Source organism: Micavibrio sp. TMED2, from assembly GCA_002168225.1.
In the GTDB taxonomy this organism is placed as follows: Bacteria; Pseudomonadota; Alphaproteobacteria; order TMED2; family TMED2; genus TMED2.
In genome coordinates, this window is the sequence record NHBH01000001.1 from 279,306 (window position 1) to 293,993 (window position 14,688).

Annotated in this window: 14 protein-coding genes; 12 read left to right on the forward strand and 2 right to left on the reverse strand. The window is 58.3% G+C overall.

Annotation, left to right across the window (positions count from 1 at the left end):
- The first annotated feature begins 65 nt into the window (after positions 1–65).
- The 10 genes from CBB62_01385 to CBB62_01430 all read left to right on the forward strand — a co-directional run bounded on the left by CBB62_01385 (position 66) and on the right by CBB62_01430 (position 8,628).
- On the forward strand, positions 66–356 hold the full coding sequence (locus CBB62_01385) for a hypothetical protein (protein ID OUT41046.1): 291 nt from the start codon (positions 66–68) through the stop codon (positions 354–356).
- A gap of 84 nt (positions 357–440) precedes the next feature.
- Complete coding sequence (locus tag CBB62_01390) at positions 441–914, forward strand: ribosome-binding factor A (GenBank protein OUT41047.1); 474 nt, start codon at positions 441–443, stop codon at positions 912–914.
- 3 nt (positions 915–917) lie between these two features.
- Positions 918–1,853, forward strand: a complete 936-nt coding sequence (locus CBB62_01395; protein OUT41048.1) for a tRNA pseudouridine(55) synthase TruB — start codon at positions 918–920, stop codon at positions 1,851–1,853.
- A 64-nt stretch (positions 1,854–1,917) separates the two neighbouring features.
- Complete coding sequence (locus CBB62_01400) at positions 1,918–2,187, forward strand: 30S ribosomal protein S15 (protein OUT41049.1); 270 nt, start codon at positions 1,918–1,920, stop codon at positions 2,185–2,187.
- Positions 2,188–2,747: 560 nt separating this feature from the next.
- On the forward strand, positions 2,748–4,871 hold the full coding sequence (locus tag CBB62_01405; GenBank protein ID OUT41050.1) for a polyribonucleotide nucleotidyltransferase: 2,124 nt from the start codon (positions 2,748–2,750) through the stop codon (positions 4,869–4,871).
- 142 nt (positions 4,872–5,013) lie between these two features.
- Positions 5,014–5,463 carry a MerR family transcriptional regulator gene (locus CBB62_01410; GenBank protein ID OUT41051.1) on the forward strand — a complete coding sequence of 150 codons (450 nt, stop codon included), beginning with the start codon at positions 5,014–5,016 and terminating at the stop codon, positions 5,461–5,463.
- Complete coding sequence (locus CBB62_01415; protein ID OUT41052.1) at positions 5,378–5,800, forward strand: 4-carboxymuconolactone decarboxylase; 423 nt, start codon at positions 5,378–5,380, stop codon at positions 5,798–5,800. Before CBB62_01410 ends, CBB62_01415 begins: the two co-directional genes overlap by 86 nt.
- A gap of 21 nt (positions 5,801–5,821) precedes the next feature.
- On the forward strand, positions 5,822–6,571 hold the full coding sequence (locus CBB62_01420) for a hypothetical protein (protein ID OUT41053.1): 750 nt from the start codon (positions 5,822–5,824) through the stop codon (positions 6,569–6,571).
- 264 nt (positions 6,572–6,835) lie between these two features.
- Positions 6,836–7,693: a hypothetical protein gene (locus CBB62_01425; GenBank protein OUT41054.1), complete on the forward strand. Its 858-nt coding sequence runs from the start codon at positions 6,836–6,838 to the stop codon at positions 7,691–7,693.
- A 113-nt stretch (positions 7,694–7,806) separates the two neighbouring features.
- Entirely contained in the window at positions 7,807–8,628 is an 822-nt protein-coding gene (locus tag CBB62_01430) for a hypothetical protein (protein OUT41055.1), read from the forward strand.
- A gap of 97 nt (positions 8,629–8,725) precedes the next feature.
- Here the strand turns inward: CBB62_01430 and CBB62_01435 are convergent, their stop codons facing one another.
- Positions 8,726–9,487, reverse strand: a complete 762-nt coding sequence (locus CBB62_01435) for a hypothetical protein (GenBank protein ID OUT41056.1) — start codon at positions 9,485–9,487, stop codon at positions 8,726–8,728.
- Positions 9,488–9,720: 233 nt separating this feature from the next.
- Here CBB62_01435 and CBB62_01440 point away from each other — a divergent pair, with 233 nt between their 5' ends.
- A complete protein-coding gene (locus tag CBB62_01440) occupies positions 9,721–10,341 on the forward strand; it encodes a hypothetical protein (protein OUT41057.1) in 621 nt (206 codons plus the stop codon).
- Positions 10,342–10,359: 18 nt separating this feature from the next.
- On the opposite strand, the gene CBB62_01445 is transcribed toward CBB62_01440, so the two are convergent.
- Positions 10,360–11,121, reverse strand: coding sequence for a hypothetical protein (locus tag CBB62_01445; GenBank protein OUT41058.1), 762 nt, complete (start codon positions 11,119–11,121; stop codon positions 10,360–10,362).
- Positions 11,122–11,286: 165 nt separating this feature from the next.
- Between CBB62_01445 and CBB62_01450 the strand changes: the two genes are divergently transcribed.
- Positions 11,287–14,625 carry a hypothetical protein gene (locus CBB62_01450; GenBank protein OUT41059.1) on the forward strand — a complete coding sequence of 1,113 codons (3,339 nt, stop codon included), beginning with the start codon at positions 11,287–11,289 and terminating at the stop codon, positions 14,623–14,625.
- Positions 14,626–14,688: the final 63 nt, after the last annotated feature.

Sequence of the window (14,688 nt, forward strand, 5' to 3'; positions counted from 1 at the left end):
ACATCACCCATCACACGTCATCCCAGCGAAAGCTGGGATCTTGGTGGGCAGAGCTGGCATAACAGATGAAGCGCTTTTGGGTATATCTTCTGGCAAGCAAACCGAATGGCGTCATCTATACGGGCATGACATCCGATCTGGCACAGCGCATTCACCAGCATAAAACCGGTGAAATTGCAGGGTTTACCGCCAGATATAATGTGAAAAACCTTGTTTATGCCGAGGAACACGCAACCGCCGAAGCAGCAATCACACGGGAAAAGCAGGTCAAGGCGTGGAAGCGCGATTGGAAAATACAGCTGATTGAGACCGACAACCCCGAATGGCGCGATTTATACGAGACGTATTTTTCGTGACCGGGGTCAAAAGTTAGCGAGACAAGGATCAGGATTCCTGCTTACGCAGGAATGACGGTCAAATTTTGATGTGAGAGACAGATCATGGCCAAAGGGTCATCAACATCCCGATCAACGGTCGGTCGGCAAACAGTCGGCCGCAGCCAGCGGCAATTGCGCGTGGGTGAGGAAATTCGCCATGCGCTCGCCCAGATACTTCAGGAAGGTGATATGCGCGACCCGAATTTGCGGGACGCCAGCATCACCGTGACCGAGGTTCAGGCAAGCCCTGATCTGAAAAACGCCTCCGCCTATGTCATGCCACTCGGTGGCAAGTCACCGGTCGAAGGCGGGTCCGTGCATGATGTGATCAACGCCCTCAACAAGGCCGCACCCTATTTCCGCGGCCAGATCGGTCGGGCGCTGGCGCTGAAATATACCCCCAACCTGAAATTCTACCTCGATGACACCTTCGATGAGGTCGACCGGATCGGCGAGCTGCTGAACCGCGCCAATAGCGATGGCGGTCGCTTCCAGTTGCCGGAAGATGACGATTTTGACGATGATGAGGATGCCTGACCCATGGGCAGACGGCGCAAGGGCGATCCGGTTCACGGCTGGATGATCGTCGACAAACCATCGGGCATCAGCTCGACCACCGTGGTCAACCGCGTGCGGCGACACCTGAATGCCCAGAAGGCCGGGCATGGCGGCACCCTCGACCCGTTGGCGACCGGCGTGCTGCCGATTGCCCTCGGTGAGGCCACCAAGACCGTGAATTACGCCCTGCATGGCGACAAGGCCTATGAATTCACCGTGCGCTGGGGTCAGGCAACCGCGACCGATGATGCCGAGGGTGAGATCATCGAAACCAGCGATCACCGCCCGAGCGATGATGACATTGACGCCGCCCTGCCGCAGTTCATTGGCCTGATCAAACAGATCCCGCCAAAATACTCGGCAATCAAGATCGACGGCGAACGTGCTTATGACCTTGCCCGTGATGGTGAGGACGTGGAAATTCCCGTGCGCGAAGTCGATATCTTCGAGTTCACCTATCTTGGTCCCGTGGACAACGACCATGCACGCTTCGCGGTCAGCTGCGGTGCCGGTACCTATATGCGCTCTCTGGCCCGCGATCTGGCAAAAGCGGTCGGAACCGTCGGCCATATCGCCCAACTCAGACGCATAGCAGCCGGTTGTTTTGACGAAGATGACGCGATTCCATTGGACGAAATCGAGAACTCCGCTATAACGCACGCGCGGGAGCAATTATTGCTACCGGTCGAAGCAGCGCTGGACGACATCCCGGCCCTGACCTTGACCACCGCAGAGGCACAGAAACTGCGCCTTGGCCAATCGGTAAAATTCCTGTCACGTCAGGATCGTCACCGTCTCGACAGCATCAATGCATGCGAGGAGGATGACGCGATCCTGACTATGGCGGATGGCAAACCGGTTGCCCTGGTCTGTTTGGAAGGTCCGGAAATCCGGCCTTTGCGTGTTCTCAATCTTTAATATCAGCAGGGCCGTGCCACAGATGAAAAGTCGGGCGGTCCAGTAACCAAGAAGGAGTACCACGATGTCGATTACCCAAGCGCGTAAAAGCGAGCTTATCAAGGAATATGGCCAGGGTGCGAACGACACCGGTTCACCGGAAGTTCAGGTCGCCGTTCTCAGCGAACGCATCACCAACCTGACCGAACACCTGAAGACCAACAAGAAAGACACCCACAGCCGCCGTGGCCTGCTTGGCATGGTTGGCCGTCGTCGCAGTCTTCTTGATTACCTTCAGAAGAAAGACAAGGACCGTTACGCAGAACTGATCAAGCGTCTCGGCCTCCGTCGCTAACAACATCCGGGTTCCGTTGCATATGACCCCAGCCCACATCCAGCGCAGAGACGTGATGGCCACACCACCACTGTCTGCGATTTTCGGAATGGCGGGCCAGATGATCAGCAACGTGACCGATGATCCAGTATCGATCCCGGCGATCGTGGCTCCTGCCCGATCGCCGTTTTCGCATGTGATCCACGATTGTCATTCCAGCGAAAGCTGGAATCCGGCTACCGAAAGCGACGAGATTCCTGCCTGCGCAGGAATGACGGCCAAGGGGTCCAACAAAATTACAGTTTCTACGGCTTCACTTTCCGAACATGACCGCGATGGTCTGACCGGAATTTGCAAGACCGGCCGCCCAAAGGCCGGTTTGTCCGAGGATCGAAAGGGTCGATCCGCTCGGCGTCTGACAGGGTCAGCCGCTGATACAAACGGTTCGGTTACAGCCGGGCCATCACATGACCGACAGTATTTGGGGTTGCAAGCCGCTTTTGTTCGTTAACACCGCGGTGGATCAGACAAGGGTCTGATCCGGTGACGTTGGTCGCAGTACGTTTAAGGATGGAACATAAATGTTCAGTGTTTTCCGCAAGGAATTGGATTGGGGCGGGCGCAAGCTCGTCATTGAATCGGGCAAGGTTGCCCGTCAGGCCGACGGCGCCGCCATGGTGTCCTATGGCGATACCACGGCCCTGTGCACCGCTGTTGGCGCACAGTCACCAAAGCCAGGTCAGGACTTCTTTCCACTGACCGTGAATTATCAGGAAAAAGCATTCGCTGCCGGTAAGATCCCCGGCGGTTTCTTCAAGCGTGAAGGTCGTCCATCAGAAAAAGAAACCCTCGTTTCCCGTCTGATCGACCGTCCGATCCGCCCACTCTTCGTTGATGGCTACAAGAACGAGACCCAGGTGGTCGCAACCGTTCTGGCCCACGATCTCGAGAACGATCCCGATGTAGTCTCCATGGTCGGCGCTTCTGCTGCCCTGACCCTTTCCGGTCTGCCATTCATGGGCCCGCTCGGCGCTGCCCGTGTTGGTTACATCAACGGCGAATACGTTCTGAACCCGACCTCACAACAGCTGGAAGAGAGCGCTCTCGACCTCGTTGTTGCCGGCACCAAAGAAGGCGTGCTGATGGTTGAGTCTCAGGCCAATGAGCTTGACGAAGCCACCATGCTCGGTGCGGTCATGTTCGGTTGGGAAGGTTTCCAGCCGGTCATCGACGCAATCATCGAGCTGGCTGAAGCCTGCGCGAAAGAGCCTCGTGATCTGCCAGAGCCCGCCTATGACGCAAAAGCCGTCAAGGAAAAGCTCTCCGCTGCCGTTGGCGACGATCTGAAAGCTGCCTACAAGATCAAGGACAAGGTCGAGCGTCAGGCAAAAGTCGGCGAAGCCAAGGAAAAGGCATTCGCTCTCTACGCCGAAGACGATGCGATCGAACCACAGATGGTTGCCGAGAGCTTCAAGAAGCTCGAAGCCAGCATCGTTCGTGGTGACATCCTCGAAACCGGTCAGCGGATCGACGGTCGCGACACCAAAACCGTCCGCCCGATCGTTGCCGAAGTCGGTATCCTGCCACGTGCGCACGGCTCTGCCCTGTTCACCCGCGGCGAGACCCAGGCTCTGGTCGTCTCCACTCTCGGTACCGGTCAGGATGAGCAGATCATCGATGCTCTCGAAGGCGAATACCGCGAAAACTTCATGCTGCACTACAACTTCCCGCCATACTCTGTCGGTGAAGCCGGTCGCATGGGTTCTCCGGGCCGTCGTGAAATCGGTCACGGCAAGCTGGCATGGCGCGCGATCAAGCCAATGCTGCCAACCAAGGAAGATTTCCCATACACCATGCGTGTTGTTTCCGAGGTCACTGAATCAAACGGTTCATCCTCCATGGCAACCGTTTGCGGTACCTCTCTGGCACTCATGGATGCGGCGGTTCCACTGCCAAGCCCGGTTGCCGGTATCGCCATGGGTCTGATCAAGGAAGACGACAAGTTCGCCGTTCTGTCAGACATTCTGGGTGACGAGGATCACCTCGGTGATATGGACTTCAAGGTTGCGGGTACCAAAAAAGGTATCACCGCGCTGCAGATGGACATCAAGATCACCTCGATCACCAAAGAGATCATGGAAATCGCACTGGATCAGGCCAAGGACGGTCGCGTCCACATTCTCGGCGAGATGGCGAAAGCCATTGAAGGTGCCCGCGAAGAGGTCAACGAGTTTGCCCCACGCATCACCAGCTTCAAGATCAAGCCTGAGAAGATCCGTGAAGTCATCGGTTCCGGCGGTAAGGTTATCCGCGAGATCGTCGAGACCACCGGTTGTAAGATCGACCTCGATGATGATGGTACCGTCAAGGTTGCCGCTACCGACAACGAAGCCGCCAAGCGCGCGATCGACTGGATCAAGGGCATCGCTGCCGATCCTGAAGTTGGCGTGATCTACACCGGCAAGGTCGTCAAGATCATGGACTTCGGTGCTTTCGTCAACTTCCTCGGCAGCCGCGATGGCCTCGTGCATATCTCGGAAATCGCCAATCACCGCATCGGTAAAGTCACCGATGTCCTGTCCGAAGGTCAGGAAGTCAAGGTCAAGTGCCTCGGCTTCGACGACCGCGGCAAGGTCCGCCTGTCGATGAAAAACATCGATCAGGAGACCGGTGAGGAAGTCGAGCAGGAAATGGAAGAAGCCTAAGAACGCCACCCGCGTTCAGGAATTAGCAAAGGGGCCAGCCAACGCTGGCCCCTTTTTTGTTGTTCATCATCACAACACCGCTTGACCTGGAGTACACTCCAGATTGTAGGGCTGGGTTATCTGAACCAATGGGTTGCTTGTGATGAAAATTGGAGAGGATGTACGCAAAACCGGACTGTCGGCTGATACGCTGCGGTATTACGAGCGTATCGGTCTGCTGCCGCGTATCTATCGGGATACGTCCGGGCAACGGCATTATGACCTCTCCATTCTGGTCTGGATCGAATTTCTCGGACGGCTGAAGGCCACAGGGATGCCGCTGCGCGAGATGTGTCGATATGCCGAGCTGCGTGAACAGGGTGCCTCGACTGCCGAAGCACGCTGCGAACTGCTGGAAGACCACCGTGACGAGGTTCGTGCCAAGCTGCGTGAGATACAGGAGTGCCTCGACACCCTCGATCACAAGATTGCCCATTATCGTGCCACCCTGCAGGAGAACAGCAATCATGACCAACCCGACAACACCCGAACAGACCGCGACCCCGTCAATGAGCCGCTACGAGCGCGGCGAGAAAGCACTGGCCGACATTGATGGCAAGGCCGGACAGAACGTCATTGATGCCCTTGCCGATATTGCCCCCGATTTTGCCCGCTATCTAATCGAGTTTCCTTTCGGCGACATCTATTCCCGTCCCGGTCTCGGCCTGCGCGAACGGGAAATCGCCACCATCGCCGCGCTCTGCGCCATGGGCACGGCAACACCGCAGCTGAAGGTGCATATTCATGCCGGCCTAAATATGGGGCTGAGCCGGGAAGAGATTGTCGAGACCATCATGCAGATGGCGGTCTATGCCGGTTTTCCTGCTGCCCTGAACGGGCTTTTTGCAGCGAAGGAGGTGTTTTCAGCGTATAAGGAGGAAGCACACTGAACCATCGATGGTGATAGCGCCATGCCTGCCGCACTGCCGTTCCAAACCCCGATTATCATCGGCCATCGCGGTGCTGCGGCCCATGCACCGGAGAATACGCTCGCCAGCATCCGTGAGGCGGCAGCTCAGGGTGTTACAATCGTTGAGTTCGATGCCACGATCAGCGGCGATCATCCGCCACAGGCCATCATCATTCACGATGATACGCTGGACCGCACCACCAGTGGTACGGGCGCGGTGGACAAGACGCCGTTTGCCGCCTTGCGCCAACTCGATGCGGGCGATGGCGAACGCATCCCGACGCTGCAGGAGATAATCGCCGAGGTGCACCGGCTCGGCATGACCGCCAATGTGGAAATCAAGGTTGCCCCCGACCGGGATCGGGAAACCGCCGAAGCGGTGATGGCCGACCTTATCCGCTACTGGCCGGAACAGGCTGCCCCACCGGTTGTCTCCAGCCTGAGTATCGAGGCGCTGGAAATTGCCCAACGTGAGCGTCCTGACTGGCCACGCGGGATCGTGCTGCGTTACAAGCCGGATAACTGGCGCGAACTGGCCGATCGCCTCGACCTGGCCATCATCAGCTATAATGTCGGCATTGAAACACCGGATGAGATCGACAAGCTGTTTGCCAGCGGGCGTCACATCATGGCCTTCACCGTCAATGATGCCGAACAGGCAAGAGCACTGCTCGAGCGCGGTGTTGCCGGTATTTTCACCGACACGCCCCGGACCCTGCTACCGGTCCTCGCCGAATTTCAGAGCGGTTGAATACGTATCCTTGCGGCCACAAGAGTTCGGCAAAACCTGATAAAAAGCCCCGAAATGCTCAGTTGTAATTATTCCGTCAACGCCCTTACTTAAAACTGTCATCATTGCTCCGCATATTCCTCGGCATATGGCGTTCCGTGTTTGTCTCACTATGACCGAACAGTATCCGGACCATCCAAGAACTCGGATGGTCATGACGCCCCTGAGAGCGAGGACAGAGCTGTGCAGTACCAGCTTCCACGCGTAATCGGCCATCGGGGCGCCATGCGCAAAGCCCCGGAAAACACCATTGCCGGTATCGATCAGGCCGCGCGCGAGGGTGCCACTTGGGTTGAGTTCGATGTCAAGCTGACCCGCGACGGCATCCCGGTCCTGATGCATGATGTGAACCTGAAACGCACAACCGGGTACAAGGCACTGGTCAGGGATGCTGACTATCAGGTGATCCGCAGCCTCGATGCCGGGTATCGCTTCCATGAGGATTTCCGCAACGAGCCGGTCCCAAGCCTGCGCGAGGCGCTGGAACGCTGTGCCATGCTTGGCCTGACCCCGAATATCGAGATCAAGCCCTGTCCCGGTCGCGAGCGCCAGACCGGCATGGCGGTAACCGAGGCAATCAAGGCCCATTGGCCGAAAGCGGAATTGCCGCCGCTGCTGTCATCATTCTCAACCAAATCACTGCTTGCCGCCCGCTATGATGCCCCGGCCTATCCCCGCGGCCTGCTCGCCAACCGGATGCCGCGCGACTGGCAGCGTCTCGCCAACCGGCTGGAGCTGACCGCACTGCACCTGAACGGTACCCATATCACCACGGCACAATTGGCCGATTGCCGCGATGCCGGTCTGCCGGTGCTGGCCTGGACCATCAACCATCCGCGGCTCGCCGCCAGTCTGGTCGCATCCGGGGTACAAGGCATCATCACCGACTGTCCCGCCACCATCCGCAACGCGCTGGCGGAGCTGCCGCCGGGCCTGCAGAAACTGCGCGACGCCTGGCACAGCGATATGCCGGACCAGCATTGCCCGGCGCTGCTCGACCTGCCGACGGTCAGCGGCCCGGCGATCCATCGCCGTCGCCCCTATACCCGCTTGCGCCGCTACGCCATGAATAAATGGGCCTGAGAATAAATCCGCCTTGATAAACCCCCTGAATATCGGGGTTTTTAAACCCATCGCATGGCTGTATAAGTAATTGATGATATTATTGTATTGATTATCAAATTACAGGCTCACTAATGCGGATAATAATGATTTGCATTTTGCTGTTGTGTATTGCGACACCGGCAGAAGCACGCACCAGGTTCGGCACCGAGGATAAGATTATTCGCATCCAGAAAATCGAGGTGCCCGCCGCTGCCCGCCAGATGGTGCCGCCGGAGTTTCTTGATAATGCCTATCTGGCACGACGGATCAGTATCAAATGGTTCATTGCCGGCGCCTATCTCACCGATCATGGCTATGTCATTGAACTGGACGATGACCGGTATTTCGATTTGGGTACCGAACGGATCAGCGCGCTCCAGACCATCGGCGTCTTGCCGATCCCTCTGTCCGCCGCGCCGATCCCGGCCAGCGAGTATGTTATTGGCTACTCCCTGTGGCCGATTTTGGCATTCGTCCTGATCAGCACCACCATTTCAATCATGATCCGGAACCGCCGCTCCCGCAGGGTAAGGGCCGTGGTTGGCAGCAGCTTTCCGGAACTGCTCCGGCAAACGCTGATCGGTGCCGCCAAGGCCGATGGCAAAATCGATCCCGAGGAAATCAAACTGATTGCCGAGATCATGTCGAAGATCACCAATGCCAAGGTGCGGGAAACCAGCATCATGCAGGATATCGATCATAGCACCCTGAAGGGTGGCGATCTGCTGAGCCATATCGAGATGATCGGCCCCATGATGAATCCGGTTCAGCGGCAAATCATGATCCGGGAACTTTACCGGGTCATTGCCGTGGACGGGAAAATCGACAGGAAGGAAAAGGCCATGCTCGACAGCTGTGCCAAGAGCCTGATGCTTACCCCGGCCCAGCTCAAGGAAATCACGGCCAAGCTGTAGTGCCGGAGATAAAAAATGCGCGGTGCCTGTGTAACTGGGAGGTCTCAGAGGCACCGCGCAAGAAGAATGGTCGAACCCGGTCCGGTTCAGAACATCCTTAAGCTCCTGAAATTTCTGCAGGGGTTTCCTGCCTTTTTGCCATCAGGCGGCGATAGGTGGCCTCACCCGCCGCCTCGGCGTGGTTGACGGCCACGTCCGCGGCACGTTCCTCGTCACCACTCAGAATAGCGTCCACGATCTGCCCGTGCTCTTCCCAGGCAAACCGTCGGCGCTCGCTGTCAACCAGCACAATGCGCATGGAACGCTGCACGTGATGCCATGCGGCTTCGGTCATAATCTCGATCCGGGAATTGCCAGACAGCCGATAGATTGTCTGGTGAAAGGCCACATCGGCCGCCAGCAGCCGGTCTATATCACCCTTCGCCATTGCCGCCTGCCCCTCGGCCAGCAACGGCTCAAATATCCCGGCAAACTCATCGGCATGCTCTGCTGCACGTTCGGCGGTAAGCCGCGCCGCCAGCGCATCAAGGGCACCGCGCGCCTGATACATCGACAGAATATCGTTGGGATCGATCGGGGCGACCATCTGGCCCTTGCGCCCGCGCTCCACCACCAGACCGTCATGGCGCAGCAGCATGAGTGCGTGACTGACCGGTTGCCGACTGACCCCGAGGCGCGAGGCCAGATCCTCCTGCGCCAGATAGGTGCCCGGCGCCAGATCACCGGCCATGATCGCACCCTTCATGGCCTGATAAGCCTCGGTGACAAGATCGGGACGGGTTTCAAGGGCACGCAAGGCAACCTCCTGCGGTTTTCTGAATTCGGAATTCAGAATGCAGAAATCATCGACCCGCGTCAATTCATATCGGTGCAAATGACCGGCATCAGGTTAAATTTCATGGTGGGGTCATACCCCGAAGGGCTTCACCCATATGGTTGCGACATTGAGGTAACGCCCGTGCCTATCCGGGGGGTGAAAACGCACGAAACCGCTGGATTACGACGGATTTAACAGCATAAACTGATACACCATGAGCATGATGACACCCGCAACCAATTTGACTGAAGACCACTGCCGGTCGGGAGACCGGTATGCTTGAGCTCAATTGGCCGGTGCTCGGTGCGGTGGCCCTATTCCTGATGTTTGCCATCAACATGATGCAGATCCGCTCCAGCATGATGGCGCAGAAAGAGCGGCTCGATAAGGCATGGCGCGAAGTTGAGAACACCCTGCTCAATCGGCGCAATCGTATCCCGGCCGTGATTCAGGCGCTGGAAAACCATGCCAGCAGCCAAAATCAGGCGATTGACTGGGTACGCAACTTCGCCTCCGCCGTGCGACAGGCGGCAAGCCGGGCGGAAGTTGCCATCAATGATCCGCGCGAACGGGCAAGGCGTGAGGACGAGCTGAGCAAACGCCTCCGCGCACTGGTCGACCTCGCCGGGACCTATCCGGATGTGATCGGCAACCCGAATTACCGTGAAGCGCTGGAGCGCCTACAAGCCGCCAATGATGATATTGCCCAAGCCGAGCGTTACTACAACGACAATGCCCGTGACATGAATGAACGGCTGCAGGGCTTTCCCAACAAGCATCTGGCCAAGTTCTTCAAGCTGAAAACCGCAACACCGTTCCGCATGAAGGCATTGCGCGTCGATAATGATGATCACGACGCCAATGACCAGATGCACCAGTTCTTCGCCCGTCGCTAGCGCACAACCGGCTCCCGGTCAGTCATTCCTGACCGTGATCTCATGGCCGATCGCGAGGCCCAGCGCCTGATCCGCCCGACCGGAATTGACCGCGATCTCAACCAGCCCGTTGCTGTTGATGTACCAGAATGGCTGACCCACCGGCACATCCGAAAACACCCGGCCATGGCTCACCGTCTTACCGCCCAGATCGAGTACCGCCGTCTCCGCGATATCCTCTGCGAAAATGCCGGTCAGGGCATTGCCGTAATGATCGATATAGATGATCTGCGGCAAGCTGTCGGGCCAGTCCGGGCGAGTGATCGTTGCCGGATCAATCGGCGTGGCATCGACCCGCAGGCCGATTGCCATGCGTGCCGCCACCGGGGCAAACAGGTCGCGGCCATGGAAGCTGTTGGACATGGGCTTGTCCGGGCGCCAGTCGATTGCCCAGGCCTTCGGCTGCTGCCAGCTGTCCTTGCCATCGGCCTTCAGCGCCCGGCGCAGGACAATGTCGAACAAGCCGTTATCGGGCCCGATGAAATGGTGCTTTTCCGTTGAGAGCATGATCGGTCGGCGCTCACTGCCAACGCCCGGATCAATGACACAGAAGAATACCGCGCCCACGGGAAACCCGGCACTATAGGCCGCCAGCAGATAGGCCGAGGCCAATGGATCAAAGGCGGGCGCATCGCTGATCAGGTTGATCACGGGTACCTGCGGTGCCTCGGCGGCAAAAACCGCATGAACCTGACCCAGATACGGACCCGAGAGGCCAAAATCAGTAAATGTAACAAGCATATGGATACCCGGAATATTGCCACAACAGCTTCCCCGCAATGCCCTGACATGCATTAGAAAGATGCAGTTGAAGGCACATGCTGTTACCCTATCGGTAACGGATATGGTTTAGCAATTTTGCCTGTCCGCAATTCATTTCAATGACCAGCAATCAACAGCCCATCTGTGACCCAGCCAGCAACGCCCAGCACCGGCCCGCAATCGGTTGATACCAGTCTTGCCACGGCGTTTGATGCGCTGGATTTCGGTGTTGCCATCTTTGACCCCGATGACCGGCTGGTGATGGCGAATGCGGCCTTCGGGCACCTGCATCGTCCTGCGGTCCTGACCCTTACCACCGGCCAGAGCTACCATGATTATTGGGCCGAGTGCTTTGCCCAGGAAATTTTCGCCGACGGCGCGATGGCCCGGGGCATGGTGGAAAATGTCATCGAGAGCGGCGACGGCGATCCGCTCGACCTGATGCTGACCCACCAGAACCGCTGGCTGCGGATCGAGGACCGGAAACTGGCGCAAGGCCGGATCGTCCTGCGCCATGATATCAGCAACTGGAAAGGCACAACGCTCCGCCTGCGGGACGTGGAAAACCGCTTCCGCGTGCTGTGCGATGCCTCGCTCGATGGGCTGCTGCTCCATGATGACGGCATCATCCAAGAGTGTAATGGGGCCGCCGCCGAATTGTTCGGCATGCCCATGGACCGGCTTATCGGCCGGGCACCGGTAGAGCTGGTCGCCACGATCGATCAGGGCCGGTTTACCGAAACCCTCGACCGGGATACCGGCAGCGTTATCGAGATCACCTGCCTCAAAGCCAGCGGCAGCCCGTTTCTGGCCGAGGCCCGGACCCGACGGATCCCGAGCCGCGACGGCATGGCAGGCGTTATCGCCCTACGTGATGTCACCGAAAGGCTGCGGGTGCAGGATACCCTGCGGCGACGTGAGGGCATTCTCGGTGCCGTCGGTATCGCAGCGGAAAAGTTCCTCGCCGGTGAAGGCTGGCGCCAGAACCTGCCGACAATTCTCGAACAGCTCGGTACCGCCGCCGGGGTCAGCCATGTGTTCATCCATGCCCTGACCCAGTCGGATATGGAACATCATGACGATCAGGATGAGACACACTTCCTGTCGAACAACTACAATGTCGCCGAGCAATGGAGCTGGACCGCTCAGGGCTATGATGACCTGCTGTTTCAGGATCGCCTCTCCGCCTTCGATCCTATCTCCACCGGTCTGGCACAAATGGCCGATCTGCGCCGCGGTCGTCCGGCGATCCAGTCACTCAGCGACAGTGACGAGGAACTGCGCGAGCTGATGGAATTTGCCGGTATTCAGTCGTTCTGCATGTTCCCGATCTGCCCGTTCAAGGATCAGCCGGACCCCTTATGGGGCGTTGTCGGCTTCCTGCAGCTCGACCAGTCACGGCAATGGCTCGATATCGAGGTAAAGACCCTGAGCACCGCGGTTGACCTGATTGTTGCCGCCCTGGCGCGGGAGCGGGCGGCGAGCCAGTTGCTCAAGGCCAAGGAAACCGCCGAGCGCGCCAGCCGGGCAAAATCCGAGTTTCTCGCCGTGATCAGTCACGAAATCCGCACGCCGATGAACGCCATCCTCGGCATGCTCGGTCTGTTGTCCGGGTCGGACCTGACCGATGAACAGCATGATTTTGCCGATACTGCCAAGGAAGCCGCCGATGGTCTGATGACCATTATCGAGGACATTCTCGATGTCTCGAAGATGGAGGCCGGACGGCTGGTGCTGGAAAATCGCGACTTCGATCTGGTGGATCAGATCGAGAGCATCATCGATCTGTTCACCGCAAAGGTCAATGACCTCGACCTGCGGATTGCCGCCGATATTCCGTTCGACATCCCCCGCTATCTGCGTGGCGATGCCGGGCGATTGCGCCAGATATTGCTCAACCTGATCGGCAATGCGATCAAGTTCACCAGCACCGGATCAATCCGCATCAGCGTGCGTGAGGAAGGCGACAGCCGCGACGGTATCCATCTGCGCTTTGTGGTTGCCGATACCGGTATCGGTATCTCCGATGAGGGGCAGGAAGCGTTATTCGGCGATTTCTATCAGGGCAGTGGCAGCCTCAGCCGCAAACATGGTGGCACCGGGCTTGGCCTGTCGATCTGCCGCCGCCTGACCGACCTGCTCGGTGGTCGGATCGGTGTCGACAGCCAACTCAATCGCGGCTCAAGCTTCTGGTTTACCGCACGGCTGCAACTGGCCCAGCGCGGCAGTAACCAGACCCCGCCGGAAAAACCGCCATCGCGTCCGATCCTGCTGATTGCCGAACCGTCACTGGTGCGCGACAGCCTGCGTCAGCAACTGATCAGCGGTGGCGCATCGGTGGATATCGCCCCCGATCTGACCAGCCTGCCCGATGATGTCGATGGCTTCTCCGAAATCCTGATCGACAGCGCCCTGTTCGGTCGCGAGCCACCACGGGTGCCACGGGAGATGCTCAATGCCAATACCCGTCACCGCGGACCGATCCTGATTGAACGGGCACCGGTCCGACAGGATCGTGAACGCTATCTCGCCGGTGGCTTTGCCGATGTCCTGCCGATGCCATTCCGGCAATCGGAAGTGCAGGCCGTATTGCATGGCGAGAAAATACCCCTGCGCCGGGATACCAGCGGTCGTCGCGGCAGTACCGGTACCGCCACCAGAACCCTGACCCGGACCACCATCCTGATCGTCGATGACAGCCTGTCCCGGCAGAACCAGCTCGCACAGCTCATGGAACGGCAGGGCCATCGCGCGATCTGTGCGGCGGATGCCAAGGGCGCGCTGGAAGTGCTCAATCATGAGGTAGTGAATATCCTGCTGCCCGACCTGACCCATCCGGCGGTCGAGGGAGCGATCCTGCTGGAGCGGGTACAACAACGCACCACTTCGGACCAGATTATCCGGATCGGCATGATCGACCCGGAACATCTGCCCGATGCCGATACCGTCGCCCGTCTGACCGCCAGCATTGACCGCAATGCCGAGGATGGGGCGCTGGTCGAGATTATCAAGATGACCATGGCTGCCGATGACCAGAAAACCGCTGAACTCGGCGGCACATCGGGACCGCAAGAGACAAAAGGGAAAAAACTGATGGCAAGCGACGAGGATGACAGCGCGATTGACATGAAGGTACTCGATGACATGCGCCAGAGTGTTGGTGATGACATCATCGGCGAATTGGTCGACAGCTTCGAGGTAGAAGCGCGCGAACGTACCACCCGCATTGCCGCCGCCCTTGTCGCCAATAACCACAAATCCCTGAACGAGGAAGCCCATGCGCTCAAGAGCCTTGCCGGATCATTCGGCGCACCACGGCTGATGGAAATGTGTGCAAAGCTGGAGAAGACCGGGCGTGAGGGCATAGCCGCCGATGATCCTATACCGTTGGATCCAGCTATGGGTACGACTATCCAGAACGAGGCGGATCAGGTGATCTTTGCCCTGCGGTCAATCCCGATCCTCGAGCGGGTAGGCAACTGACCACCCGAATATCATTCTGCAGACAGCAAAAAGCCCGGCTGGATCGCTCCACCGGGCTTTTGT

What these genes read in the sequence shown, in the direction of transcription:
- CBB62_01420 (OUT41053.1), top strand. Translation starts at nt 5,822, where the DNA reads ATGCCTGCCGCACTGCCGTTCCAAACCCCGATTATCATCGGCCATCGC.
- CBB62_01385 (OUT41046.1), top strand. Translation starts at nt 66, where the DNA reads ATGAAGCGCTTTTGGGTATATCTTCTGGCAAGCAAACCGAATGGCGTC.
- CBB62_01395 (OUT41048.1), top strand. Translation starts at nt 918, where the DNA reads ATGGGCAGACGGCGCAAGGGCGATCCGGTTCACGGCTGGATGATCGTC.
- CBB62_01445 (OUT41058.1), bottom strand. Translation starts at nt 11,121, where the DNA reads ATGCTTGTTACATTTACTGATTTTGGCCTCTCGGGTCCGTATCTGGGT.
- CBB62_01405 (OUT41050.1), top strand. Translation starts at nt 2,748, where the DNA reads ATGTTCAGTGTTTTCCGCAAGGAATTGGATTGGGGCGGGCGCAAGCTC.
- CBB62_01415 (OUT41052.1), top strand. Translation starts at nt 5,378, where the DNA reads ATGACCAACCCGACAACACCCGAACAGACCGCGACCCCGTCAATGAGC.
- CBB62_01440 (OUT41057.1), top strand. Translation starts at nt 9,721, where the DNA reads ATGCTTGAGCTCAATTGGCCGGTGCTCGGTGCGGTGGCCCTATTCCTG.
- CBB62_01390 (OUT41047.1), top strand. Translation starts at nt 441, where the DNA reads ATGGCCAAAGGGTCATCAACATCCCGATCAACGGTCGGTCGGCAAACA.
- CBB62_01410 (OUT41051.1), top strand. Translation starts at nt 5,014, where the DNA reads ATGAAAATTGGAGAGGATGTACGCAAAACCGGACTGTCGGCTGATACG.
- CBB62_01425 (OUT41054.1), top strand. Translation starts at nt 6,836, where the DNA reads ATGCGCAAAGCCCCGGAAAACACCATTGCCGGTATCGATCAGGCCGCG.
- CBB62_01400 (OUT41049.1), top strand. Translation starts at nt 1,918, where the DNA reads ATGTCGATTACCCAAGCGCGTAAAAGCGAGCTTATCAAGGAATATGGC.
- CBB62_01430 (OUT41055.1), top strand. Translation starts at nt 7,807, where the DNA reads ATGCGGATAATAATGATTTGCATTTTGCTGTTGTGTATTGCGACACCG.